The following is a 22,622-nucleotide window of genomic DNA, read 5'->3' on the forward strand; positions in this document are numbered from 1 at the left end:
ATATGTTTGATCGCTTACCGTCTTGCGACGGTAGCTTCTCAAAGGCTTCCATTCTCTCTATCCGGCTTTCAAAGACGCCTGAACCGTCAGGATGACACCAGAACCCGAAGGCTCCCGTTCCATCCCGGCTTGACCGTCGTTTCCCGACCGCCCCGCCTTCTGTCCCGTTGCAGCCTCAACCGCAGCGAAATACTAGAATAGCACCCTGACAGGCTTTGGCAAGTATTAATTCTTGCGGAAGCCCTGGGCTGCTGGTGATTACTCCTTTTTTTTCTAGGCAAAGTTTTTGTTATTGAGTCCGATTGCGAAAAGGCCCGCCTCATCCGGCGGGCCTCGGGCCTTGATCCTTTCCCGCTCTACTTGTCGGTGGGCTGCATGCCGCCACCCAAGGCCTGGAAGATGGCCATCAGGTTCTCAAGTCGGTTCAAACGATTCTCCGCCAGGGTGTTCTCGGCAGTGCGCCGGGACTCCTGGGCATCCAGCCAAGCCTGGAAGGTCGTGGCCCCAGCCCGGTAACGCGCTTCGGTCAGGCGTTCGGCCTCCCTCGCGAGGCTCAATGATGCCTCCAGGTGTTCCCCCTGAGTCCGGTAATCCCCGTGGGCCGCGAGGGTGTTCTCCACATCCCCCAGTGCCGCGTACAGCGTTTGGCGGAAGTTGACCACGGCAATCTCGTAGGATGTCTGGGAGATCTGCACACTCTTCCTGGCGGTGTTCCATTGAAGGAAGGGCAGCGCAAGCTCCGCTCCCAGGGTCCCGATGGGATTCCTGAGAACCTTCTTCAGGGCATCGCTGCTGCTCCCCAGGGAACCCGTAAGCGTAAAGGATGGGTAGAAGCTGGCCTTGGTGGCATCCACATTGGCCCAGGCCTCCCTGAGCCTCAATTCTGCTGCCCTCAGATCGGGGCGCTGGGCCAGAAGACTGGCAGGGAGTCCGGGTTCCACCGCCGGAAGGGGAGCCTCGGGCAGTTTGGCCGATTCGGGCACGCTGTTCTCTGGAGCCTGATCGAAAAGGATGGCCAACGCGTTGCGAGCCGCAGTGCGCTGGCGCTGAAGATCGGATAGCGTAGCCCGCTGACTGGCCAAAGCCTGTTGTGCCTGGACCAGATCCAGCCTGGATACGGCTCCAGCGTCGAACTTGACCTGTACCAGCTCCAGACTCCTCCCTGCGTAGGCGATGCTGGCTTCGGCCGCGGCGATGCGCTGGTTCAGGTATGCGACCTGCCAGTACGCCGAAGCGGTGGTCCCCACCAGGGCAAGGGCTGTGCTCTGGCGATCCCCCTCCGTAGCCATGGCCTCCCACTTGCTTGCCTCCCGGGTGCTGGCCAACTTGCCCCAGAGGTCCACCTCATAACTGAGGGTGAGGGCAGCGGAATAGCTGCGGGTGCTCACATGGGCCTTCAGATCCCGACTCGTCTCTCCGCTCAGACCAGCGCTCAGCTCCGGCGTGAGATTCGTATTCACAAGACCGGCCTCCAGGCGTGCCTTCCGGACCTTGAGGGTGGCAGCGGCCAGATTGTTGTTGGTGCGCAATGCCCGATCGATGAGCCCATCCAGCACGGGATCATTGAAGGCCTTCCACCAGTGTTCCCTGTCGGCGATGGCCGCCCCGGTGAGTGCCCTTCCCTGCCATGCCTGCGGCAGATGAACCTTTGGGGCTTCACGGTGGACCTTGAGACACCCCGTCCCGACCAGTAAAGACGTCAGGCACCCGAACAGCACCCCCTTCCTGCCCATCCTCTTCCTTCCTGACGCCTGAAGAGCGCTATGCAACTGCATTGTGATCATCTTTCCGGAGCCCATAGCTATTCCCTTGCCAGGGCCTCGATGGGATCCAGCCGTGCGGCATTCCTGGCCGGCAGGAAACCGAAGAGCACCCCGATTGCGGAGGAGCAAACCACCGCAGCCACGATGGAAAGCACCGAGAACTTCATGGCAATGGCCTGGACAAACAGGGGGAAGACCAGCGCCACCCCAAAAGACATGAGAATCCCGATGGCCCCCCCCAGGAGGCAGACCAGCACGGCCTCGATGAGGAACTGCTGGAGAATGTCATCCTGCCGGGCCCCTACGGCCATCCGGATACCGATCTCATGGGTGCGCTCGTTGACGGAGACCAGCATGATGTTCATGACACCGATGCCGCCCACCACCAGGGAAATCACCGCAATGGCGGAGATGAGGAGGGTCAGGGTGGCAGTGGTCTTCTGAACGGTTTTCAGGATGCTGTCCGAGCTGCTGGTGTAGAAGTCCTTGGTGCCGTGGCGCCGCTTGAGCAGATTGATGAGGCTCTGCTCAGCCACCTGGTTGGAGACCCCATCCCTTACCCGCACCGTGATGGAACTGAAGTAGTGCTGCCCCAGGATCCGTCCCATGGACGTGGTGTAGGGCACCCAGACATCCAGGTTCGAGTTGTTGCCGAATGGGCTTTCCTTCGCCTTGGTCACCCCGATTACCCGAGCCGGGAGACTGCCCAGAAAGAGCACCTTTCCGATGGGGTCTTCACTGGGGAAAAACTTCTTCCTGGTGTTCTGATCAATGACCACAACCTGGGCCTGGTGGGACACATCCTGCTCATCAAAGGCATTGCCCTGGGCAATCTCCAGTCCCCTCACCCGGAAATACTGTTCTCCGACACCGCTCACCGAGGCGTTGGCCTTGATGTTCCGGTAGCGCAGGACCAGACTTCCACTGGTGCCAGGGGTCGCGCTATCCACATAGACCTGGGACTTGAGGGCCTCCAGATCCTGGGGAACCAGCGTGTAGGTTGAACCCGCCTTGTCATCCCCCCAATCGCCACCAGGATAGACATCGATGACATTGGTTCCCATGGAACTGATGTCATTCACCACTTTCTGACGAGCTCCCTGCCCCAATGCCACCACCGAAACCACCGAAGTGATGCCGATGATGATGCCCAGCATGGTGAGGAGGGTGCGCATGCGGTGGGTGGCCATGGCGATGAGGGCCATCCGGAAGGCTTCACCGAAGCGACCCCAGGCCGCCCGCAACGGGTGTCCCCCCCCATCCTGGAGAGGCTGCAGTTGCTGCTTTACCCCAGTATCAGGAGGAGCCCCTGGATTGGGCTGATCCCGGACGATGAGTCCATCACTGAGCTCGATGATCCGCTGGGCGTGGTGGGCCACCTGCATATCATGGGTCACCAGGATGATGGTGTGGCCCCGGCCGTGGAGTTCATGAAGGATGGCCATCATTTCCTGGCCACTGCGGCTGTCCAGAGCGCCCGTAGGCTCATCCGCCAAGATGACGTCGCCGCCGTTCATCAGAGCCCGGGCAATAGAGACACGCTGCTGCTGACCGCCCGAAAGCTGGCCCGGACGATGACTGGCGCGGTCTGTGAGACCAAGGCGGGCCAGGAGTTCCTTTGCCCGCTCCCGGCGCTGCCCCTTGTCAGCCCCTGCGTAGATGGCGGGAATCTCCGTGTTCTGTATCGCATCCAGATGGGGCAGCAGGTGGTACCGCTGGAAGATGAAGCCGAAGTGCTCCCGGCGCAGACGCGCCAATGCGTCGCTGTCCAGGCTGCCCGTTTCCTGGCCATGGACCCGATAGCTGCCCTCTGTGGGGCGGTCCAGGCAGCCCAGAATATTCATCAGGGTCGATTTCCCTGAGCCGGAAGGTCCGACAATGGCGACCATCTCTCCGGCCTGGATGGTGAGGTTCACCTCCTGGAGGGCGATGACATCCTGGTCGCCGGAGGGGTAGCGCCGACCCAGGGCCGTGAGTTCGAGGAGAGGCGGGGTCATGCCACTACCTCCTGGGGGGTGGCGGGGGCATGGAATTGTTGGTGCTGACAGCAACAGCAGTGTCGCCGATCACGACCGGTTCGCCCTCGCTCAGGCCCTCCAGCACCTGGGCGTGGACCCGGTTGTTGATGCCGATGCGCACCTTGCGAGGCTCGGGCCGATCTCCATGGAGAACCTTGATCATGCACCAACCAGTCTTGTCCTTGTCCCCAAGCGCCGCCACAGGGATGCAGAGAGCCTGCCGAGCCTCGTTCAGCACAATGGAAACCTGGGCAGTCATGGAGGATCGCAACGCCGATTCGGGATTGGGAATCTCGAAGAGCCCGTTGTAGTAGACAGCAGACGTGCTGCTGGACGAGGAACTGGAAGAACTGGAGGAGGTGGTGGAACTGCTGGAACTCGTAGAGCCAGGCTCGATGGCCCTCAGCTTGCTGTAGTGACGCGTATCCGAATCCCCCAGGGTCGTGAAGTAGACCTTCAGGCCAGGCCTGACCCTCGCCACATCAGCCTCGGAGATCTGGGCCTTGATCGTGATGATGTCCAGGTTGGCCAAGGTCAGGATCGTGGTGGCGGATTGGGTCGAAACCACGGTCTGCCCCTCTTCTGTACTGATGCTGAGCACCACCCCGTCCATGGGGGCCGAGATACGGGTGTATTCCAGATCCGCCTTGGCAGTCTCCACAGCGATCTTTGCTTTATTGATGGAGGCTTCCAGGGCCAGGATATCCGCACGGGTGCTTTCAAGGGTGGCCTGAGCCACTTCCAGGTCCGCCTTTGATCCTGCCTCCTGGGCCGTCAGAATCTGCTGCCGCTTGAAAGCCAACTCGTACTGATGCAGGAGGGCCTGCTTGGCCCGACGCGAGGCTGTGGCGCTCTCCAGGGAGGCCTGGGCATCCCTGAGGGAATTCTGCTTGATGACCGGATCGATCTCCGCAAGAAGTTGCCCCTTGTGGACCCGATCGCCCACGGCCACATGGAGGTTCTTGAGCTGACCGGACACCTGGGCACCCACCTCCACAGTCTTGAGGGCGTTGATCGTCCCACTGGCCAGGACACTCTCCTCGATGTCCATGCGAGCCGCAGGGGCCGAGATGATGGGCACCTTGTCTTTGCTGAAGCAGATGGATTTCAAAGCCAGAAGGACCATCAGCAGGAAGATGGCACCCACGGACAACAGGATCTTTCGCTTACGACTCATTCCACTCATGGGAATACACCGTACTATCCCAGGTGACAGTCCCGACCCGGGATATTCGAAACCACCGCATCGCCCGCCGAATGTTGATTCAAACAGGCCGACCGCAAAGACCTAAATGAATTAAAAATACCAGAATTAAAGACTCGCTCGGGATTCGGCGATCAAAGACTACCCATGCCCAAACTCCTGATCAGAGAATATGGACCCACCTCCTCGATCGGACTGAAATACATTTTTGATAGCCACCCCAGCGACCATCTCCCGGCTCGGCTGCTAGAATGAGTGTCAACCCCCAGCCATCTTCGATAGACAATATTTCGGTCCGCGAACCCAAACCATAAGCATCCAGGTACGGCAGACAACCCTAAGCAATTTAGTCACAAACCGTGATTGATTTTTTTAAGAACACTTTTGACTTGACATACACATGTGACGAGGAGCACAGTGGACGGGTACCCTTCAGTAGTCCAAACAACAGAAATTCCAGATCTTACATGTTGAGGCCATGGCTATTTGGTCGGCTGGAAGCAGCTATACAACAGTTAGGAAACGATCGCACCAGAAGTTGGATTTTCAATTACAGCTTCTGGTATCGCTCTGCCAGCGAATTTAGTCGCTCGGCCAACTCCCACTACCACGATGGAGGAAAACCCGTGAAGAAACTCGCATCAATCGCAGCAGGCCTGGCCGCTGTCACCGCACTCCTCGTGACAGGGTGCGACAAGAAGGGCGGGAAAGAGATCCGCGTGGGTGTGGTTCATGCCCAGTCCGGCATGTTCGCGTCCTTCGGTCAGGGTGGCGTGTACGGCATCCAGGCCGCCGTGGAGGACATCAACAAGCAGGGCGGTGTCCAGGTCGGCGACCAGAAGATGCCCATCAAGCTCGTGATTGTCGACAACGAGAGCGATCCCAACAAGGCCGGTTCCCTGGCCGAGAGCCTCATCAACCAGGACAACGTCAGCTTCATCGTGAGCGGTGATGAGCCCCCCCCGATGCACGCCGGTGTCTCCCAGGCCTGCGACCGCTACAAGGTGCCCTACATCACCGCCGTGGGTCCCCTGGAGCCCTGGATGGGCATGAGGAACGAGACCCCCACCAAGTGGCAGTACACCTGGGCCACTGGCCTGATGGCCATTGCCACCCCGGCCACGGGTGACGATTTCCGCGCGGGCAAGCCCGGATACACCGTGCTCGACACCTGGACCGACATGCTGACCCAGTTCGGTGGCCAGACCAACAAGAAGGTGGGCGTGCTGGCTTCCGACGACCCCGATGGTCGCGGCTGGTACACCGTCTTCGGCCCCTCCCTCGCGAAGCTGGGCTACACCGCCGTCGGCGTCGACAAGAACCTGGGCCTGATGCCCATGGAAACCACCGACTTCTCCTCCGTCATCAAGGCGTGGAAGGATGCGGATGTCCAGATCCTCTGGGGCAACTCCCCCGGCCCCTTCTTCGGTGCCGTCTGGAAGCAGTGCAAGTCCCTGGGCTTCAACCCCAAGCTGGTCATGATCAGCCGTGGTGCCCTCTACTATAATGACGCCAATTCCTGGGGCGGCGATCTTGCCAATGGCATCGGCTCCGAGATCTGGTGGGATCCCTCCTTCAAGAACTGCCCGGGCATCGGTGACACCACCCCCATGTCCCTGGCCAGCCGCTGGAAGGCCGCCAAGAACCAGCCCATCAACCCCGCCATCGGCCCCGGCTACCGTGCCGTGCAGGTGCTGGTCGACGCCATCCAGCGCGCCAAGTCCATCGAGGCCGACAAGGTCCAGGCTGCCCTCAAGGACACGGATCTCCTGACCATCGGTCACCGTGTGAAGTTCGACGAGAACCACTTCAGCCGTGGCCCCGTGCTCTTCGGCCAGTGGTTCAAGAAGGACGGTCCCGAGAAGTGGGAACTCAAGGTGGTGCTCTCCAAGCATGATTTCGCCACCAAGACTGGCGAGCCGGTCTTCCCTCTGCCCACCAAGTAGGCCTGACCTGGGGAGCGGGTTGGCAGGCCAGCCCGCTCTCCGGTGAGGATTTCAACAGCCCTGTTCAAGGTGTGTGACAACTGATATGAGTGAACCCATTCTTTCCATCAAGGGAGTCACCAAGCGCTTCGGCGGTCTGGTGGCCAACAACAACGTGAGCTTTGACGTCTACGAGGGAGAGGTGCTCGGCCTCATGGGCCCCAACGGCGCGGGCAAGACCACCCTCCTTAGCCTCATCGCTGGCGCCCAGGCCCCTACCTCGGGCCAGATTTTCTTCGAGGGCAAGGACATCACCGGCATGCCCGCCCACAAGATCTGCCACCTCGGCATCGCCCGGACCTTCCAGATCCCCCACCCCTTCTCCCATCTGACCGTCCGGGAGAATGCCGCTGTCTCCAGCGTCTTTGGTCGGGGCATCAGCCGTGAGCAGGGCCTGGCCGAAAACGACGAGATCCTCGACATGGTGGGCCTGGGCGACAAGAAGGACACCCGCGCAGGCAAGCTGCCGACCCTGACCCTCAAGAAGCTGGAGATCGCCCGCGCCTTGGCCCGCAAGCCCAAGGTGATCCTGCTGGACGAGGTCTTCGCTGGCACCACCGAGGCCGAGGTTCCCCAGATCCTGGAGACCGTCGCCCTCTTCCGCAAGATGGGCATCACCATCGTCATCATTGAGCACGTCCTGAAGATCCTGTGCAACGTGGTGGACCGGATCGTGGTGATCGACAAGGGCACCTGGATCGCCGAGGGCAAGCCCGACGAGATCATGTGCCACCCCGAAGTGGTCAAGGCCTACTTCGGGGCCTAGCCGCGCTGATCACCCTCAAAAACCGTACATCGTGAGGCCCCAAGCGATATGCAATCCGAACCGATTCTCAAGATCCAGAACATAGACGTGTTCCATGGCGGATTCCAGGCCATCTGGAACCTCTCCATGGAAGTCCGGGAGGGCGAGGCCTGCGCCCTCATCGGCGCCAACACCGCCGGTAAATCCACCCTCCTGGACACCATCAACGGCGTGAACCACCCCAAGAGCGGCAGCATTACCTTCATGGGGCAGGACATCAGCAAGCTCGAGCCTTTCGAGATTGTGGATCTGGGCATTACCCAGGTGCCCGAAGGCCGTCGCCTCTTCCCTGAGATGACGGTGATGGACAACCTCATCATGGGCTCCTACACCCCCAACGCGCGCAAGCACAAGGACAAGAACCTCCAGCGCGTCTTCGATCTCTTCCCCAAGCTCAAGGACCGCCAGAAGCAGCTCGCCAAGACCATGAGCGGCGGTGAGCAGCAGATGGTGGCCATCGGGCGCGGCCTCATGGCCGAACCCCAAGCTCATCATGATCGACGAGCTCTCCCTGGGGCTCGCCCCCATCATCGTGGATGAGATCTTCAAGACCCTGCACAAGATCAAGGCCCAGGGAATCACTGTTCTCTTCGTGGAGCAGAACGTCGTCAAGACCCTCAAGGAAGCCGACCGGGCCTACATCATCGAGACCGGCAAGATCACCTTGAGCGGAACGGCCTTGGAACTTAGGGATAACGAAGATGTCCGCAAAGCCTATTTCGGCGTCTAGCTCCGCGAGGAAATAAACATGTCTGGCGATATTCTCACACCCATCCTCATGGGGGTCATGCTGGGCGGCCTTTACGCCCTGACCGCCCTCGGTCTGTCCATGGTCTTCGGGGTCATGCGACTCATCAACCTCGCCCACGGCGATCTCGTCGTGCTGGGCGCTTACGGATCCTACGCGGTCCTGACCATGCTGGGCATCGATCCCATCCTGGGTCTCGTCATCACCGTCCCCCTCATGTTCTGCATCGGCATCCTGATCCAGAAGTACCTGATGAGCAAGGCCGTCACCATCGGCGCCGAGGCGCCCCTGATCATCGCCTTCGGCCTCTCCCTCATCATCCAGAACGCCAATCAGATCATGTTCTCCCCCCAGTCCCGGGGCATCAACACCGCCTACTCCCAGGCGAGCTTCCACATCTTCGGTCGGCAGCTCCCCATGATCTACCTCCTCGACTTCATCGTGGGCGTGGTGGTCATGCTGGTCATGCAGGAGTTCCTCAAGCGGACCTACATGGGACGGGCCATTTCCGCCGCCGCGCAGGATACCCGGGCCTCCAAGCTCATGGGCATCAACACCAAGCGGATCTACTACTACGCCTTCGGCATTGCCATGGTCTCCGCGGCCATCGCCGGCACCTTCCTGGGCATGACCTTCCCCTTCACGCCGACCTCGGGCACGACCTTCCTCACCATCGCCTTCGGCGCGGTGATCATCGGCGGCCTGGGCAGCATGATGGGCACCTTCCTGGGGGGCATCATCCTGGGGGTGGTCCAGACCCTGAGCGCGCACTTCCTGGGCGCCAACGCTCAGATGCTGGTGCTTTACGTGATCATTCTGATCCTCCTGGCCTTCCGGCCCCAGGGACTCTTTGGACGCTAGGTGCATGATGGGAACCAAGATGCATACCAAACCAACTGTTCTGCTCGGCTACCTCGTGCCGGCCCTGGTGCTGGCGCTCCTGCCGGTCCTGGGGGCCCCCCGAAGCTGGCTGCTCTATATCTTCCTCTTCGCCATCTATCTGACCATGGCCAACATGTGGAACCTGCTGGCGGGCTACTCCGGTCTGGTGTCCCTCTGCCAGCCCGCCTTCCTGGGCCTGGCCGGGTACACCATGGTCATCGGCACCTGGATCGGGATCCCCTGGTACTGCGGGATCTTCCTCGGGGCCATCGTGGCGGCGCTCTTCTCCCTGCTCCTCTCCAATGCAGTGTTCCGACTGACGGGGGTCTACTTCTCCATCGGCACCATGGTGGTGCCTGAGGCCCTCCGGATGGTCTTCTACCTCTGGCGCCCCGTTGGTGGCCCCATGGTGGGTGCCGGTGCCGGGTACATGGTCAAGGGCATCGAATCCCTGCGGCCTGACCACTTCTACTGGCTGGCACTGGCGCTGGCCGTGGTTTCCATGGTCATCATGCGCGTCGTGCTCCGCTCCGATCTGGGCCTGGGCCTGGCCGCGGTCCGAGACAACGACAAGTCCGCCGCCACCGCGGGTGTCAACGTCTTCAAGCTGAAGGTCTACACCTTCATGATCGCCGGTGCCGTCACGGGCCTGGCGGGTGCCATCTACTACCTCAACAACGGCTACATCGAACCCTCCAACACCTTCAACGTGAAGTGGACCATGACGCTGATCCTGGCCACGGTCATCGGCGGCGTGCGCACGGAGGAGGGCCCCTTCCTCGGCTCCATCGTGGCGGTGTTCCTCTACTTCGTGCTGGCCCGCTACAGCGGCTACAGCCTCCTGATCCAGGGCATCATCCTGGTGGTCATCATGCTGGCCTCCCCTCAGGGGATTGTGGGCATGCTCCGCAAGATCAAGTGGTACCGCGATTTCACTGGCTACGTCGCAGACTGAAGCTCGGCAATACCTAAGCAATCCGCTGGGCGAATGAGAGGGGGGAACCCCGATCATTCGCCCAGCAGCTTTTTGGCACGGACTTGGCTCTACCTAGGTGAGAGGTGCCTAGATGGATCCAGCCTATTACGTCGCAGCCGGGAGTCTGAAGGCCAGGGCCTATCAGCTGGACACCGTTTCGAATAACATCGCCAACGCCTCCACCGTCGGCTACAAGACGGAACGCACCTTCTTCTCCATATTCAATAAGGCTGCTGCGGAAGGGCGAGGATTGCCCCTCAGCAAGGATGTCAACGACGGGACCGTGCTGGCCCAGCGGGGAACAGATTTCTCCCAGGGGGCCCTGAAGCCAACTCAGCGCAAGATGGACCTGGCCATTGAGGGCAACGCCTTCTTCACGATTCAAACCCCCCAGGGAATCCGGGCCACCCGGGACGGACGATTCAAGATCGGTGAGGGTGGCGAAGTCCAGGCCTCCGATGGGTCCCCCCTGCTAGGCAAAAATGGCCAGACAATTAAGATCAACCCCTCTGAGGGGGACATTTCTGTTCAGCCGGACGGCACCATCCAGCAGGGCAAGGACACCCTGGGCCAGCTCGACCTGAAAGCCTACGCCAACCCGACACTCATGGAACGGGCTGGCAGTAACCGCTACGTTGTAGACGGCGTCCAGGAGACGGGCGTGAATGCCAAGGTGAGCCAGGGCTACCTGGAACAAAGCGGCGTGGACCTTGCTTCAGCCATGGTGGACATGATCAATCTCAACCGCCTCTTTGAGATGAGCCTCAAGGTGGCTTCCACCATCAGCAACGACCTCGATGCCAAGGCCCTCAGCGACGTGGCAACCTCGCGATAACTCAGAAAAGACAGGGAGACCCAAGCCATGATGCGATCAATGTGGAGCGCAGCCGCCGGAATGGCCGTCCAGGGGATGAACATGGACGTCATCGCCAATAACATCGCCAACGTGAACACCACAGGCTTCAAGAAAGCCTCGGCGGAGTTCCAGGACCTGCTCTACCAGACGATCAATCTGGCGGGCACCTCCAGTTCAAACAACACCAGCCTTCCCACGGGCCTCCAGTTGGGACATGGCGCCAAGGTGCAGTCTGTGACCCGCCAGTACACCACTGGCAACTTCAAGACCACCGGGGGACGCTTTGATATGGCCATCCAGGGGGATGGGTTCTTCCAGGTGCTCCAGGCCGACGGCTCCAACGCCTATACGCGTGACGGCGCCTTTGCTGTGGATCAGAATGGCACCCTGGTGAACGCCAACGGAAACAGCTTGGTGCCCCAGATCACCGTCCCACAGGACGCCCTGAGCGTCACCATCGCCCAGGATGGCACCATCTCCGTGACCCGCTCGGCCCAGACCCAGCCAGAAGTGATCGGACAGCTCACCCTGGTCAACTTCATCAACCCGGCTGGCCTCAACCTCCTGGGCGGGAACCTCGTTCAGCCGACTCTGGCCAGCGGCGATCCCATTGAAGGCACACCGGGACTCAGCGGCCTGGGCACCATCCGCCAGGGATTCCTGGAGGCCTCCAATGTGGATCTGGCTGAGGAGATGGTGAACATGATCGTTGGCCAGCGAGCCTACGAAGCCAATTCCAAGACCATCCAGACTGCCGATAGCATGCTCTCCCTGGTCAACTCCCTGAAGCGGTAATCCCTTGCGAACCCTCCTGCTCCTCTTCCTGGGCGCCCTCTTGGGGGCGGCGGAGCCCGATATGCTCATCGAAGGGCTCAAGGACCAGGCCATCACGTACGCCCAGACCCAGGCAGACACCACCGGGGGCAGCCATACCTTCCGGGTCGTACAACCCCCTGCCTTGCCGACTCTGCGCAAGGGGGCTGTCACCTTCCAGCCCAGCCATCTCAGCAAGAACGACCTGATGGGGCGCTTCTTCGTTGCCTTCCGCATCCTGGTGGATGGGGCCCCTGCCGGGATATGCCGTGTGGATCTGGAAGGGAAATGGACCGGAAGGCTGCTGCGTACCACCACTGCCCTGCCCCGCAAGGCCGTGCCGGATGCATCTCAGATCGAGGAGGTCCCCTTCGAAGGCACCCCGCCCCCCGGGGCCCTCACCACCCTGCCGGATGGATTCCGTACACGCTTCCCCATCGGTGTGGGCCGCACCCTGACCCGGTCGGATTTCGAACCCATCCCCCTGGTAAGCGCTGGTGATCACGTCCGGGTGGAACTGAACTGGGGTCCCATATCCATCACCTCCGATGCCATCGCCCGAAGCAGCGGCCCCAAAGGGGAACGGGTCAGGCTGGAATTGCCCAGTTCCAGGAAGATGATCCACGCCGTAGTGATAGCCCCCGGAGAAACCCGGGCAGAGTGGCTGGGGGGGCGGCCATAAAATCATGCTGGAAGAGTCGGGCAAGCCACCGTACTCTAGAGGCTAGACCAAGGAGCGCCGTATGGCCCACGAAGAGCACGTCCACGGACCGAACTGCGATCACGACCATGACGATCACGAGATCGAGATCGTGGAACTGGAGGACGAGAACGGCGAGAAGGAGGAGTTCGCCATCCTCGATGAAGTCGACTTCGAGGGTCGCCACTTCTGCATCCTGGCCCCCCTGGCCGAGGTTCAGGCGTATTCGGAAGGCGCTTCCGAGGACGAGGATCCCCCGCTTTCCATCGAGATCTTCGAAGTGAGCGGCGACGACTTCTCCGTCCTGGAGGACGAGGCCCTGGCCCAGCGCCTGATGGAGCACCTCGACGAGATCTCCGCCAAGCTGGAAGCTGAAGAGGACAAGTAGACACCACTCCCACTTGATTTGATGAGGGCGGCCCCAGGGCCGCCCTTTCTCTATGAAAGGGGGGACCGCCTGCTCGCTGCGCTCGCGATGTCCCCCCTTTGACCCCCACGTGGTGGCCGGGCAAAGCCCGACCATCACGTCTGTACCCTCCCGCGCTGAAGACCTTCGCCGTTGCATCGGCTGCATTCATCATCGAGGAGACGAGAGTCGGCAGGTACCTGGCCAGGAGTGCCTTTCTTCTGGCACCCGGGCAGCTGGTATTTTGTCGCCACCCAATGCTGGAATTATCACATTTTATTACCACCACCCTAGCCAACACGGGCTCTTGACAGTGGGCAATTCCCGCACGACCTTGTCCGCATCGTCCCCCTGGAACCCATTTCACCATGGACACCCCTTGCGCACTCTGAGTTCGGCAGACAGCGAGGCTTCAGCCTCCGCCCCCCTGATGCAGACGTCCTGGGGTTCCGTGGTTGATGCATTGCGGGTGGGTGTGGTCGTATACGGGCCCAAAGGCGATCTGGTTTCCTTCAACCCCAGGGCGGAGACCCTCACCGGGTACACGGCCCAGGAGATCCTGGGCACTCCATTCACCCCCTTCGCCGATCCGGAGGAATTCCATGAGGTCTGCCAGCGTGCCTTGCAAGGCAGCACATGGGAAGGTCCCGTATCCATCCAGACCAAGGCAGGCCCGCCCCGCTTCCTGGAGTGCTGGGCATCACCCATCGCCGATGGCAAATCGATACTCTTCATTCTCCGGGATACAAGCAAGGAAGTCCCCGGGGGGGTCATTGAACGGGAGACCCTTCGCCTGGACGCCGTAGGCGCCTATATCCGGGGCATCGACCGGGAAGTGGTGAATATCCTTACCCTGGGCATGGCTGCGGCGGAACTGCTCCAGTGGCGCATCGCCTCGGACGACCCCTTGGCCCCCTGCGTTGAGAACCTCCTCCAGGCCTGCCGGAGAGGCGTGGAACTCAATCGGCAGGCCTCCCATATCGCCCCGGGAACCGACCCCGCCACCCGCCCCATCGATCTCACGGCCTGCATCAGGACCTCACTGGACCTGGTGGCCGCATCCCTGCCCATCTCCATCCGTATCCAGAGTGCCCTCACCTCCGGCGTATGGATCACCGCAAGCCCCGGCGTGATCCACTCCACGATTTCCAGCCTGGCCCACAATGCTGCCCAGTTTCTGGACGCCAGCGGCGGCCTGCTCAAGGTCACACTTTCGGAAATCATCGATGGGACTGAGCGCATGGCGCTCATCACCCTCCAGAGCCTTTCCAAGTCGAAAAGCGTCACCGGCCCCATGCCCGGCCATTCCATGGTTCATGCCATCGTGGAAGCCCACGGGGGAAGTCTCGCATGGACGACCGAATCCGATGGGTTCACCTATGCTGTCCGCTTCCCGTGCGCCTCTGTGCCCTACCACCCGCCCCTCAAGGAGGGAGCCAGCCTCCAGTTGACAGGCAAGGAACGGATCGGTCTGGTGGAACCCGACACCCTGCTGGCGAATGCCCTCAAGGATGGGATGGAGGCGCTGGGGTACGAGGTGAGCGTCTTCCACAAGGCCCAGGGGGCCCTGGATGCCCTCTGGAGCCCCACGGGGGAGCACGATCTCTGGATCACGGAACGCGATCTTCCTGATGCACCGGACCTGACTTGGCTGGAAGAACTGGCGGCCCTGTCCAACCGTCCGCTGCTGATCATCGGGGGGCAGGGAACCCTGGCCCATGGCACCGTTCATCCCTGCCTGCCAAAACCCTTTTCCGTTTCAGATCTGGCCCGGAGCGTCCGCCGCATCCTGGGGAGCCACCCCGCCCCTCGGGAACTGGATTCCCCCTGCTCCGAACCCATTGCCCCAGCTGAACCGGGAATCATGCCCCGGACAGTCCTGGTGGTGGAAGATAGCCGAGTCTTCCGGAATTTCCTGCGCAGCAACCTCCAGCAAGCCGGTTACATGGTGATCGAGGCCCAGGACGGTGCCGCGGCCCTGGAAACCTTCATCCAGGCCTCTTTGACCCACCCCGTGGATCTGCTGATCACCGACATCATCATGCCCAGGATGGATGGGTTGGAACTGATTCGCCAAGTCCGCCGCCTGGATCACAGGATCCCCATCGCGGTCATCACCTCCATGGAGGACCAGCAGACCGCTAAGACGGCTCTCCAACTTGGCGTGAACGACTTCATCAACAAGCCCTTCAGTCCGGAAAACCTCCTGGAATGCGTGAGCGGCATGCTCCACTCTCTGGACGATACCCGGAAAGCTGAGAATACGGCCCGGGAGGTGCGCCTGGCCCACAGCACATTGCTGGCAACCCAGGAGAAGGATCTTCCGATCTATTCCATCTACGAGCCCCTTTCTGACGCCGGGGGAGACATCTTCCGATGCTTCAGGCTCCCGGAAGGAGAGATCCTCTTCGTCCTGGCGGATATTGCCGGACACTCCGTGGTGAGTTCCTACGCTGTGGCCTCCCTCCTCGGGATCCTCTCCACCTTTGTGACCCAGTTTGAAGGACTGAGACCCCTGGCCTACGGCCTTAACCAGGCCATCCAGAACGGCCCCTTCCCGGACATTCCCGCATGTGCCCTCATGGGGCACTGGACCCCCCGGACCGGGCGCCTCCATCTCCTCAACGCCGGACTCCCACACAGTCTGGTATTCCAGTGTGAACACGATAGGACACAGACCATCCAGATCAACGGCACCCCTCTGGGGATCCTCCCCGAACCCCTGATGGAAGAGCGGGTGCTGCATCTCCAACCGGGTGACAGGGTCCTCGTCGCCTCGGATGGTTTTTTCGAGACCTGTTCCCCGGAGGGCAGCTACTTCCATACCCTGGCACCCGAAATATGGAGCAGCCTCGGCTGCAATCCCATCCAGGAAGCCCTGAACCTCATCTGCGAGGCGGTTCGCAGTCACGGCAAAGGGGCCCTTTCCGACGATCTTCTGGTCGTGGGTTTCGAGCAGGCCCTCCTGGTCCCCCAGGAGGATGAGCTCCTGGCCGTCATCCCTTCGGCCCCGCGGTACATTGACAACATCTGCCTCAGGCTCAAGGACTACATGGCGGCATGCCAAGTGTCGGTATTCTCTCCAAACAAACGGTTTGAGATCATACTGGCGGCCAGGGAAGCCCTCACCAACGCCATGCTCCACGGCAATGGAAACCGGAAGGAACAGCGCATCTGCATCCACGCGTGGCTGGCATCCGATGGCAGCTATTTCCACCTGAGGGTCCTGGATGAAGGTCCTGGATTCGATCTGGAGCACCACGAAGCGGCCATGGACCCGAACTCCGAACGGGGCCGCGGGATTCCCATCATGCGCCACTACTGTTCACGGCTGACCATGCTCGGTGGGGAGTTGACTATGGAATTTGAGATGGAGGATCCACGAGATGCCGACTCCTAAAGCCCGTCCTCACTCCAGCAAGCCCGCCGAGCTTCTCAGGTTGAAACCCGGTCGTGATCTGGTGGCCAGCACCGTCGAGGCAGAACGTGAATCGTGCATGAAAGCCATGACCCCCCCCCCGAAGAGGGTCGTGCTCGATCTGACGGGCGTAAACCAGATCGACAGCCTCGGAATCACCTTGATCCTGGGGATCTACAAGAGTTGCCAGAAGCAAGGCATACCCTTCTCAGTGGAGGAGGCCGTCCCGGATCTGGTGCGGGTCTTCAAGCTGTTCAGCATCCCCAAGCTCTTCCCGGTTTTGGAGACCTCCCCCCATGAGTAGCCTGGTGGACGAAAGCATCATCTCGGATTTCGTCGCCGAGAGCCGCGAGCACCTGAACACCATCGAACCCGATCTGCTGGCCATGGAACAGAGCGGTTCCAAGGCGGGACAGGAGGTTCTGAACCGGGTTTTCCGGGCCATCCACAGCATCAAGGGCGGAGCCGGCTTTCTGGCCTTCGAGCGACTGAAACATCTCAGCCACACCATGGAGAATGTCCTGATGCTGATCCGGGACGGCAAGCTGGAAGCCGATCCCGGAGTCATGGACGCCCTTCTGGCTAGCCTCGATCGCCTTAGGGCCATGCTGGACGATATCCACGACAGCGACCAAGTGCCCTGCGAAAAGGAAATGGAGCAGTTGAGAGTGGTTCTTGAAGAGCGGGGCCACGCCGTAGGGGGCAAGGTTTCGGTCCAGACCCGACCCGAGGATCCCCTGAGCCGCTGTTTCGATATGGATGAAGAGGCTCTGAAATCCGCCGTTACCCGGGGCATGCACCTCTATCACGCCACAGCCTATCTCCACCGGGATATCAAGGACAAGGGCATGAGCCCCCTTGGTTTCCTGAACAATGCCATGGGTGTGGGCAACTGCCTGGACGCCTTCATCGATATCGCAGCGGTGGCGGAACTGGACCACTGCCTTGAGCAGGACCTCGCAGTGGCCCTTCTCTTCGCCACCGTCCTGGAGCGGGACCTTGCGGTCATCGCTCTCAAGCTCCCAGAAGAACAGGTGGTGCCCCTGGACATGGGCGCCATGAAAGAGAAGCTGGGGCTTGTCAAAGCTGCGCCTGCCGTTGTGCCCGCGCCGGAAGCGCCACCGCCCCCCCCTCCTCAGCCGGTGGAGGAGATCCCTCCACAGGAGAGTGGGAAGAACGCCCCCAAGGAGAGCACCGGCCAGGAGACCTTGCGGGTCCGGGTCGATCTCCTCACAGGACTCATGAACCAGGTGGGAGAACTGGTTCTAGGCCGGAACCAGCTCCTCCGAGCCCTGTCCGGACACACCCGGGATATCCCAGGCCTTTCGGCCATCCTCCAGAACATAAATCAAGTCACCTCCGAGCTGCAGGAACGGATCATGCAGACCCGGATGCAACCCATCGGAACGGTCTTCAACCGCTTTCCGCGCATCATCCGGGACATGTCCCGGGCCCTGGGAAAGCAGATCGAAATCCAGATCATGGGTGCCGGGGTTGAGTTGGACAAGTCCATTGTGGAGTTGTTGACAGACCCACTGACCCATATCATTCGGAATTCCGCAGACCACGCCATTGAGGATCCCGAAGAGCGGCTCAAGAAGGGCAAGCCCCCAGCCGGGCAGATCGTCCTCCATGCCTATCACCAGGGGGGCCAGGTCAATATCGCCATCTCGGATGACGGCCGAGGCATCGACCCGAAGAGGGTGCTCCAGAAGGCCATCGCCAAGGGACTGGTCACCGAAAGCAAGGCTCAGGATCTGACGGATCGGGAGATCGTCAATCTCATCTTCGCCCCGGGCTTCAGCACCGCCGAGACCGTTTCGGAGATCTCCGGACGCGGTGTGGGCATGGATGTGGTCCGCACCAATACAGAGAAACTGGGGGGCCGAGTTGAAGTGGAATCCGAGCTGGGCATGGGCACCACCGTCCTGTTGCGCCTGCCCCTCACCCTGGCCATCATTCCCTCCATGATCGTGGGGGTGTCCCGGCAGCGCTTCGCCATCCCCCAGGTGAACATCGTGGAGTTCGTATGGATCCGCTCCGCAGAAGTCATGACCCGCATCGAGCGAATCCATGGGGCCCAGGTCCTGCGACTCAGGGACAAGCTCCTGCCCCTGATCAGGCTGGCGGATGCCCTGGACATCCCCCGCACATTCGAGGATCCCGACACCCAGGAGTCGCGACCGGATCGCAGGGCATCCATCGCTGACCGACGTTCCCCGACCCGGGAGGAACGCTCGGAACGTCGCCTGGATGGGCGCAACGACTACAGCGTCGTAGTGCTTCGCCTGGGGCCCCACCAGTTCGGCGTCATCGTGGACGAACTCTTCGATATCGAGGAGATCGTGGTGAAGCCCCTTTCCAGCTTCATCTCGGACTGCAAGTGTTTCAGCGGCGCCACCATCCTCGGGGATGGCCGGGCCATCATGATCCTGGATCCAGGCGGCATCGCCAGCCTGGCCAATCTCCACTTTTCGGACATCCAGGAGGAGGAGAAGCGCCGCAAGGAGATGGAGCGCCAGGAGGCAGCTCTTCGAGCCTCACGGACCCGTTCCATCATCCTCTTCAAGGTCTCCGAGGAAGAGCGCTTCGCCGTGCCGCAGGAGCACGTCAAGCGCCTGGAGCGCATCCACCCGGGAGCCATCGAACGGGTGGGTGACCGGGAATACTGGAAGTACCTCGGCGAGCCCCTTCCCCTTCTCAGACTGGATCGGCTCATGGAAGTGAGCCCCATCCCCCAGGGTCGCAACGAGCTCTACCTGATCATCCCCAAGGCCTCGGCCGAAGGCGGCGCCCAGGCCGGCATCATCATCTCGGACATCCTCGACGCCCTGGATGTGGATGTGGATCTGAGGCCGGTGGATATCCAGGGACCAGGACTCCTGGGCTCCGCCATGGTGCATGACCGGTTGACCATCTTCCTTGATCCCCTGCAACTAGTGGCCGCCAGTGGAGACGCCTCATGATGACCCAGTACGCCACGTTCACCCTGAACGACCGGATCTTCGGCATCGAGATCCAGCTCGTGCGAGAGATCATCAAGGCCTTCGAGATCACTCCGGTACCCCGGGCGACCAAGCACATCCGTGGCCTCATCAATCTGCGGGGACAGGTTGTGACGATCATGGACCTGGGGGTCCGTCTCGGCTCTCCACCCAAGGAGATCACTTCCCAGAGCAACATCATCATCCTCAAGACCACCGCCACCAGCAACGACATCCTGGGACTCCTGGTGGATTCCATCGCCGATGTGGTGGAGGAGGATGCCGCCTCTGCCGAGCCCCCGCCCGCCAATGTCACCGATTCAGGAAACCGATTCCTGGCCGGCGTTATCAACGGCAGGACCGGTCTCATCGTCCTCTTGAAACTCGAAGACATCCTGAACGAATCCTGAGCCTGGAGGCCCCATGAATTCCCTGAACAACCTCAAGATCAAGACCAAGCTGCTGGGAGGCTTCATCCTTGTGGCCCTCTTCCTGGTGGTCATGGCCATAGGGACTTACTTCGGCATGAACACCCTCAACCGGGGAACAGAGACCATGTACAAGGAGCGCACCATTCCGACGGCCATGGTGGGACGCCTCAACTCTGCGCTCTGGGAGATCCGGGGGGACATCTACCGGATGGTCTTCACACCGGAAAGCCGCAATGAGCTGGCCCAGAACATCCAGAAGTGCTCCAGCATTGTGGATGAGGAGATCCGCAAATATCGCACCCTCGCATTGAAGCCAGAGGAGAAGGAAGAACTCGCGAGATTCGAGGAGTCATGGCCCATCTACAAACAGGAGGTCGGAACCCTCATCGAAGATATGAGAAGGAACAACACGGAATTGGCCCTCAAGAACATGGGGGCCGGGAGCAAAGTGGTCCTGGCCCGCCTGAACATCGCCACAGCAGCGGGTAAGCTGACAGACATCAATACCCGGGAGGCCGAGGCTCTGAGCAAGGAAGCCCAGGCGACTTTCAGCAGTGCCATCCGGACCAGCATCATCCTCGGCATCGTCGGCATCATCCTTGCCGTGGGCGTGGGCTTCCTCCTCACCCAGAGCATCAACGAACCTCTCGCCAAGGGCGTGGCCATGATGCAGGAACTGGCCAAGGGTCACCTGGGCAACCGCCTACGGATGGAGCGCAAGGACGAGATCGGAATCCTGGCACAGGAAATGGACCACTTCGCCGACGACCTCCAGCAGAACCTCGTGGGGACCCTCAAAAAGGTGGCGGAGGGGGACCTCAGCAGCGATCTGACCCCCAAGGACGCCGGAGACGAAATCCGCCCGGCCCTCAAGCAACTCTCCGACAATCTCCAGACCATCATCAAAGGGGTCGGGCGGATCTCTTCAAACGTCCAGAATGGCAGGCTGGATGACCGGGGGAACGCCGATCTCTTCAAGGGCGAGTGGAAGACCTTTGTGTGCGCCATCAACGACCTTGTGGATCAGCTTGAGGCTCCCATCGCCCTGGCCTCTGGTTTCATCGCCAAGGTCGCCATCGGAGCAGATCTGGAGAAGATCACCCGAGAGTACAAAGGCGATTTCAACACCCTCAAGGAGAACATCAACGCATGCGTGGACAGCCTCTACGGACTCATCGGAGAGACGAGCAGTCTGGCCCAGGCCGGCGTGGCAGGGCACCTCGACGCACGCGCGGATGTGAGCAAATACAAGGGCGGCTGGGGCGTCATCCTCAAGGGCATGAATGACACCCTGGACGCTGTCATCGGCCCTGTGAATGAGGTCATGCGGGTCATGGCCGCCATTGAACAGGGCGACCTCACAGCCCAGATCCCCCAGAGCTACCAGGGCAAGCTCCAGGAACTGCGCAATGCGGTCAACAACAGCGTCGCCAAGCTGGCCACCACGATTCGCGAGATCTCTGCAGCTTCGAACACCCTGGCCAGCAGCTCCGAGGAACTCTCGGCCACCGCCACCACCATGACGGGCAGCGCCGACAACATGACCAACCAGGCCAACACGGCAGCCGCCGCAACCGAGCAGGCCTCTGTGAATGTGAAGAACATGGCAGCGGGCATCGAGGAGATCAGTTCCAATTCCACCACCGTGGCTTCCGCCGCAGAACAAGTCTCGGCCAACCTCGGCACCGTGGGTGCAGCCGTGGAGCAGATGTCCTCCAACATGAAGACCATTTCCAACAACGCCGAGCGCATGACCTCGGCCGTGAACACCGTCGCCGCAGCCATTGAGGAGATGAGCGTCAGCCTCCTGGAGGTTTCCAAGAACTCGGGACAGGCGGCCACGGTGGCCGGTAAGGCCGCAAGCTCCGCCAACAGCACCGCTGTGACCGTAGACAAGCTGGGTCAGAGCGCCCAGGAGATCGGCAAGGTTGTGGACATGATCAAGGGCATTGCCGCCCAGACCAACCTCCTGGCCCTCAACGCCACCATCGAGGCCGCCAGTGCCGGAGAGGCGGGCAAGGGCTTCGCGGTGGTGGCCAACGAGGTGAAGGAACTGGCCAAGCAGACCGCCTCCGCCACCGAGGATATCCGCTCCCAGGTTGAGGACATGCAGTCCAACACCCAGGACGCAGTAAAGGCCATCGATGAGATCGTGAAGATCATCAACGAGATCAACCTCATCTCCGGAAACATCGCCGCCAGCGTGGAGGAGCAGACCGCCACCACCAACGAGATCTCCCGCAGCGTGGGCGAATCCGCCCGTAGCGCCAACGAGGTCAGCCTCAACGTCCAGCAGGCCGCCACCGGCGCCAACGAAGTGGCCCGCAATGTCCAGGAGGCCGTCAAGGGGGTCAATGACATCACCCGGAGCGTCAACCAGCTGGCTCAAGGTTCCAACGATGTGGCCCGCAACGCCGCCGAGGCAGCCCACGGCATGAACGATGTCGCCCGCAACGTGGTGGCGGTCAGCGGCGCCGCCAAGGAAACCACCCGGGGCGCCACGGACACCAAAGGTGCCGCCCAGGAACTGGCCCGGCTGGCGGAAAAACTCCAGATGTCCGTCTCCCGGTTCCGGGTCTAGTGTATTGGGCGGGCCCTGAACGGTTCTCAGGGCCCGCCAGTCTTTGCCGACA

Annotated in this window: 16 protein-coding genes and 1 pseudogene; 14 read left to right on the forward strand and 3 right to left on the reverse strand. The window is 61.2% G+C overall.

The features are described 5' to 3' along the window. Positions 1-356: 356 nt before the first annotated feature. From HOLFODRAFT_RS0202415 to HOLFODRAFT_RS0202425, 3 genes are all read right to left on the reverse strand, one after another. Positions 357-1,733 (reverse strand): efflux transporter outer membrane subunit, encoded by a 1,377-nt coding sequence (locus tag HOLFODRAFT_RS0202415; protein WP_005031253.1) that lies wholly within the window; start codon positions 1,731-1,733, stop codon positions 357-359. 68 nt (positions 1,734-1,801) lie between these two features. Further along, a complete protein-coding gene (locus HOLFODRAFT_RS0202420) occupies positions 1,802-3,760 on the reverse strand; it encodes a MacB family efflux pump subunit (protein WP_005031254.1) in 1,959 nt (652 codons plus the stop codon). Positions 3,761-3,764: 4 nt separating this feature from the next. Continuing rightward, complete coding sequence (locus HOLFODRAFT_RS0202425) at positions 3,765-4,967, reverse strand: efflux RND transporter periplasmic adaptor subunit (protein ID WP_005031255.1); 1,203 nt, start codon at positions 4,965-4,967, stop codon at positions 3,765-3,767. A gap of 644 nt (positions 4,968-5,611) precedes the next feature. Between HOLFODRAFT_RS0202425 and HOLFODRAFT_RS0202430 the strand changes: the two genes are divergently transcribed. The 14 genes and pseudogenes from HOLFODRAFT_RS0202430 (at position 5,612) to HOLFODRAFT_RS0202495 (ending at position 22,570) form a co-directional block, all read left to right on the forward strand. Beyond that, positions 5,612-6,931, forward strand: a complete 1,320-nt coding sequence (locus HOLFODRAFT_RS0202430) for an ABC transporter substrate-binding protein (RefSeq protein WP_026938968.1) — start codon at positions 5,612-5,614, stop codon at positions 6,929-6,931. 85 nt (positions 6,932-7,016) lie between these two features. Then, complete coding sequence (locus HOLFODRAFT_RS0202435) at positions 7,017-7,736, forward strand: ABC transporter ATP-binding protein (RefSeq protein WP_005038182.1); 720 nt, start codon at positions 7,017-7,019, stop codon at positions 7,734-7,736. Between the two features lie 48 nt (positions 7,737-7,784). Beyond that, positions 7,785-8,505 (forward strand): annotated as a pseudogene (locus tag HOLFODRAFT_RS18910) (ABC transporter ATP-binding protein). Between the two features lie 18 nt (positions 8,506-8,523). Beyond that, positions 8,524-9,384 carry a branched-chain amino acid ABC transporter permease gene (locus HOLFODRAFT_RS0202445; protein WP_005038179.1) on the forward strand — a complete coding sequence of 287 codons (861 nt, stop codon included), beginning with the start codon at positions 8,524-8,526 and terminating at the stop codon, positions 9,382-9,384. Between the two features lie 19 nt (positions 9,385-9,403). After that, complete coding sequence (locus HOLFODRAFT_RS0202450) at positions 9,404-10,360, forward strand: branched-chain amino acid ABC transporter permease (RefSeq protein ID WP_244432590.1); 957 nt, start codon at positions 9,404-9,406, stop codon at positions 10,358-10,360. A 112-nt stretch (positions 10,361-10,472) separates the two neighbouring features. Beyond that, complete coding sequence (locus tag HOLFODRAFT_RS0202455; RefSeq protein WP_005031727.1) at positions 10,473-11,216, forward strand: flagellar hook-basal body protein; 744 nt, start codon at positions 10,473-10,475, stop codon at positions 11,214-11,216. 27 nt (positions 11,217-11,243) lie between these two features. Next, positions 11,244-12,032, forward strand: coding sequence for a flagellar basal-body rod protein FlgG (gene flgG, locus HOLFODRAFT_RS0202460; protein ID WP_005031729.1), 789 nt, complete (start codon positions 11,244-11,246; stop codon positions 12,030-12,032). Between the two features lie 4 nt (positions 12,033-12,036). Then, positions 12,037-12,732 carry a flagella basal body P-ring formation protein FlgA gene (locus tag HOLFODRAFT_RS0202465; protein ID WP_005031731.1) on the forward strand — a complete coding sequence of 232 codons (696 nt, stop codon included), beginning with the start codon at positions 12,037-12,039 and terminating at the stop codon, positions 12,730-12,732. A gap of 61 nt (positions 12,733-12,793) precedes the next feature. Then, positions 12,794-13,138, forward strand: coding sequence for a DUF1292 domain-containing protein (locus tag HOLFODRAFT_RS18915; protein ID WP_005031734.1), 345 nt, complete (start codon positions 12,794-12,796; stop codon positions 13,136-13,138). Between the two features lie 397 nt (positions 13,139-13,535). Beyond that, a complete protein-coding gene (locus HOLFODRAFT_RS0202475) occupies positions 13,536-16,556 on the forward strand; it encodes a response regulator (RefSeq protein ID WP_005031739.1) in 3,021 nt (1,006 codons plus the stop codon). Next, positions 16,543-16,878 carry an STAS domain-containing protein gene (locus HOLFODRAFT_RS0202480; RefSeq protein WP_005031740.1) on the forward strand — a complete coding sequence of 112 codons (336 nt, stop codon included), beginning with the start codon at positions 16,543-16,545 and terminating at the stop codon, positions 16,876-16,878. The genes HOLFODRAFT_RS0202475 and HOLFODRAFT_RS0202480 overlap by 14 nt, the downstream gene beginning before the upstream one ends. Further along, on the forward strand, positions 16,871-19,540 hold the full coding sequence (locus HOLFODRAFT_RS18920; protein WP_005031742.1) for a chemotaxis protein CheA: 2,670 nt from the start codon (positions 16,871-16,873) through the stop codon (positions 19,538-19,540). The genes HOLFODRAFT_RS0202480 and HOLFODRAFT_RS18920 overlap by 8 nt, the downstream gene beginning before the upstream one ends. Further along, the gene (locus HOLFODRAFT_RS0202490) at positions 19,537-19,968 is read left to right on the forward strand and encodes a chemotaxis protein CheW (RefSeq protein ID WP_005031745.1); all 432 of its coding nucleotides are present in this window, start codon (positions 19,537-19,539) and stop codon (positions 19,966-19,968) included. Before HOLFODRAFT_RS18920 ends, HOLFODRAFT_RS0202490 begins: the two co-directional genes overlap by 4 nt. A 13-nt stretch (positions 19,969-19,981) precedes the next feature. Next, entirely contained in the window at positions 19,982-22,570 is a 2,589-nt protein-coding gene (locus HOLFODRAFT_RS0202495) for an MCP four helix bundle domain-containing protein (RefSeq protein ID WP_005031748.1), read from the forward strand. Positions 22,571-22,622: the final 52 nt, after the last annotated feature.

Source organism: Holophaga foetida DSM 6591, assembly GCF_000242615.2.
Lineage (GTDB): Bacteria > Acidobacteriota > Holophagae > Holophagales > Holophagaceae > Holophaga > Holophaga foetida.

Excerpts from the sequence above, each read along its gene's own strand:
- HOLFODRAFT_RS0202415 (WP_005031253.1), bottom strand. The coding sequence starts at position 1,733 with ATGGGCAGGAAGGGGGTGCTGTTCGGGTGCCTGACGTCTTTACTGGTC.
- HOLFODRAFT_RS0202420 (WP_005031254.1), bottom strand. The coding sequence starts at position 3,760 with ATGACCCCGCCTCTCCTCGAACTCACGGCCCTGGGTCGGCGCTACCCC.
- HOLFODRAFT_RS0202425 (WP_005031255.1), bottom strand. The coding sequence starts at position 4,967 with ATGAGTGGAATGAGTCGTAAGCGAAAGATCCTGTTGTCCGTGGGTGCC.
- HOLFODRAFT_RS0202435 (WP_005038182.1), top strand. The coding sequence starts at position 7,017 with ATGAGTGAACCCATTCTTTCCATCAAGGGAGTCACCAAGCGCTTCGGC.
- HOLFODRAFT_RS0202445 (WP_005038179.1), top strand. The coding sequence starts at position 8,524 with ATGTCTGGCGATATTCTCACACCCATCCTCATGGGGGTCATGCTGGGC.
- HOLFODRAFT_RS0202450 (WP_244432590.1), top strand. The coding sequence starts at position 9,404 with ATGCATACCAAACCAACTGTTCTGCTCGGCTACCTCGTGCCGGCCCTG.
- HOLFODRAFT_RS0202455 (WP_005031727.1), top strand. The coding sequence starts at position 10,473 with ATGGATCCAGCCTATTACGTCGCAGCCGGGAGTCTGAAGGCCAGGGCC.
- flgG (WP_005031729.1), top strand. The coding sequence starts at position 11,244 with ATGATGCGATCAATGTGGAGCGCAGCCGCCGGAATGGCCGTCCAGGGG.
- HOLFODRAFT_RS18915 (WP_005031734.1), top strand. The coding sequence starts at position 12,794 with ATGGCCCACGAAGAGCACGTCCACGGACCGAACTGCGATCACGACCAT.
- HOLFODRAFT_RS0202480 (WP_005031740.1), top strand. The coding sequence starts at position 16,543 with ATGCCGACTCCTAAAGCCCGTCCTCACTCCAGCAAGCCCGCCGAGCTT.
- HOLFODRAFT_RS18920 (WP_005031742.1), top strand. The coding sequence starts at position 16,871 with ATGAGTAGCCTGGTGGACGAAAGCATCATCTCGGATTTCGTCGCCGAG.
- HOLFODRAFT_RS0202490 (WP_005031745.1), top strand. The coding sequence starts at position 19,537 with ATGATGACCCAGTACGCCACGTTCACCCTGAACGACCGGATCTTCGGC.
- HOLFODRAFT_RS0202495 (WP_005031748.1), top strand. The coding sequence starts at position 19,982 with ATGAATTCCCTGAACAACCTCAAGATCAAGACCAAGCTGCTGGGAGGC.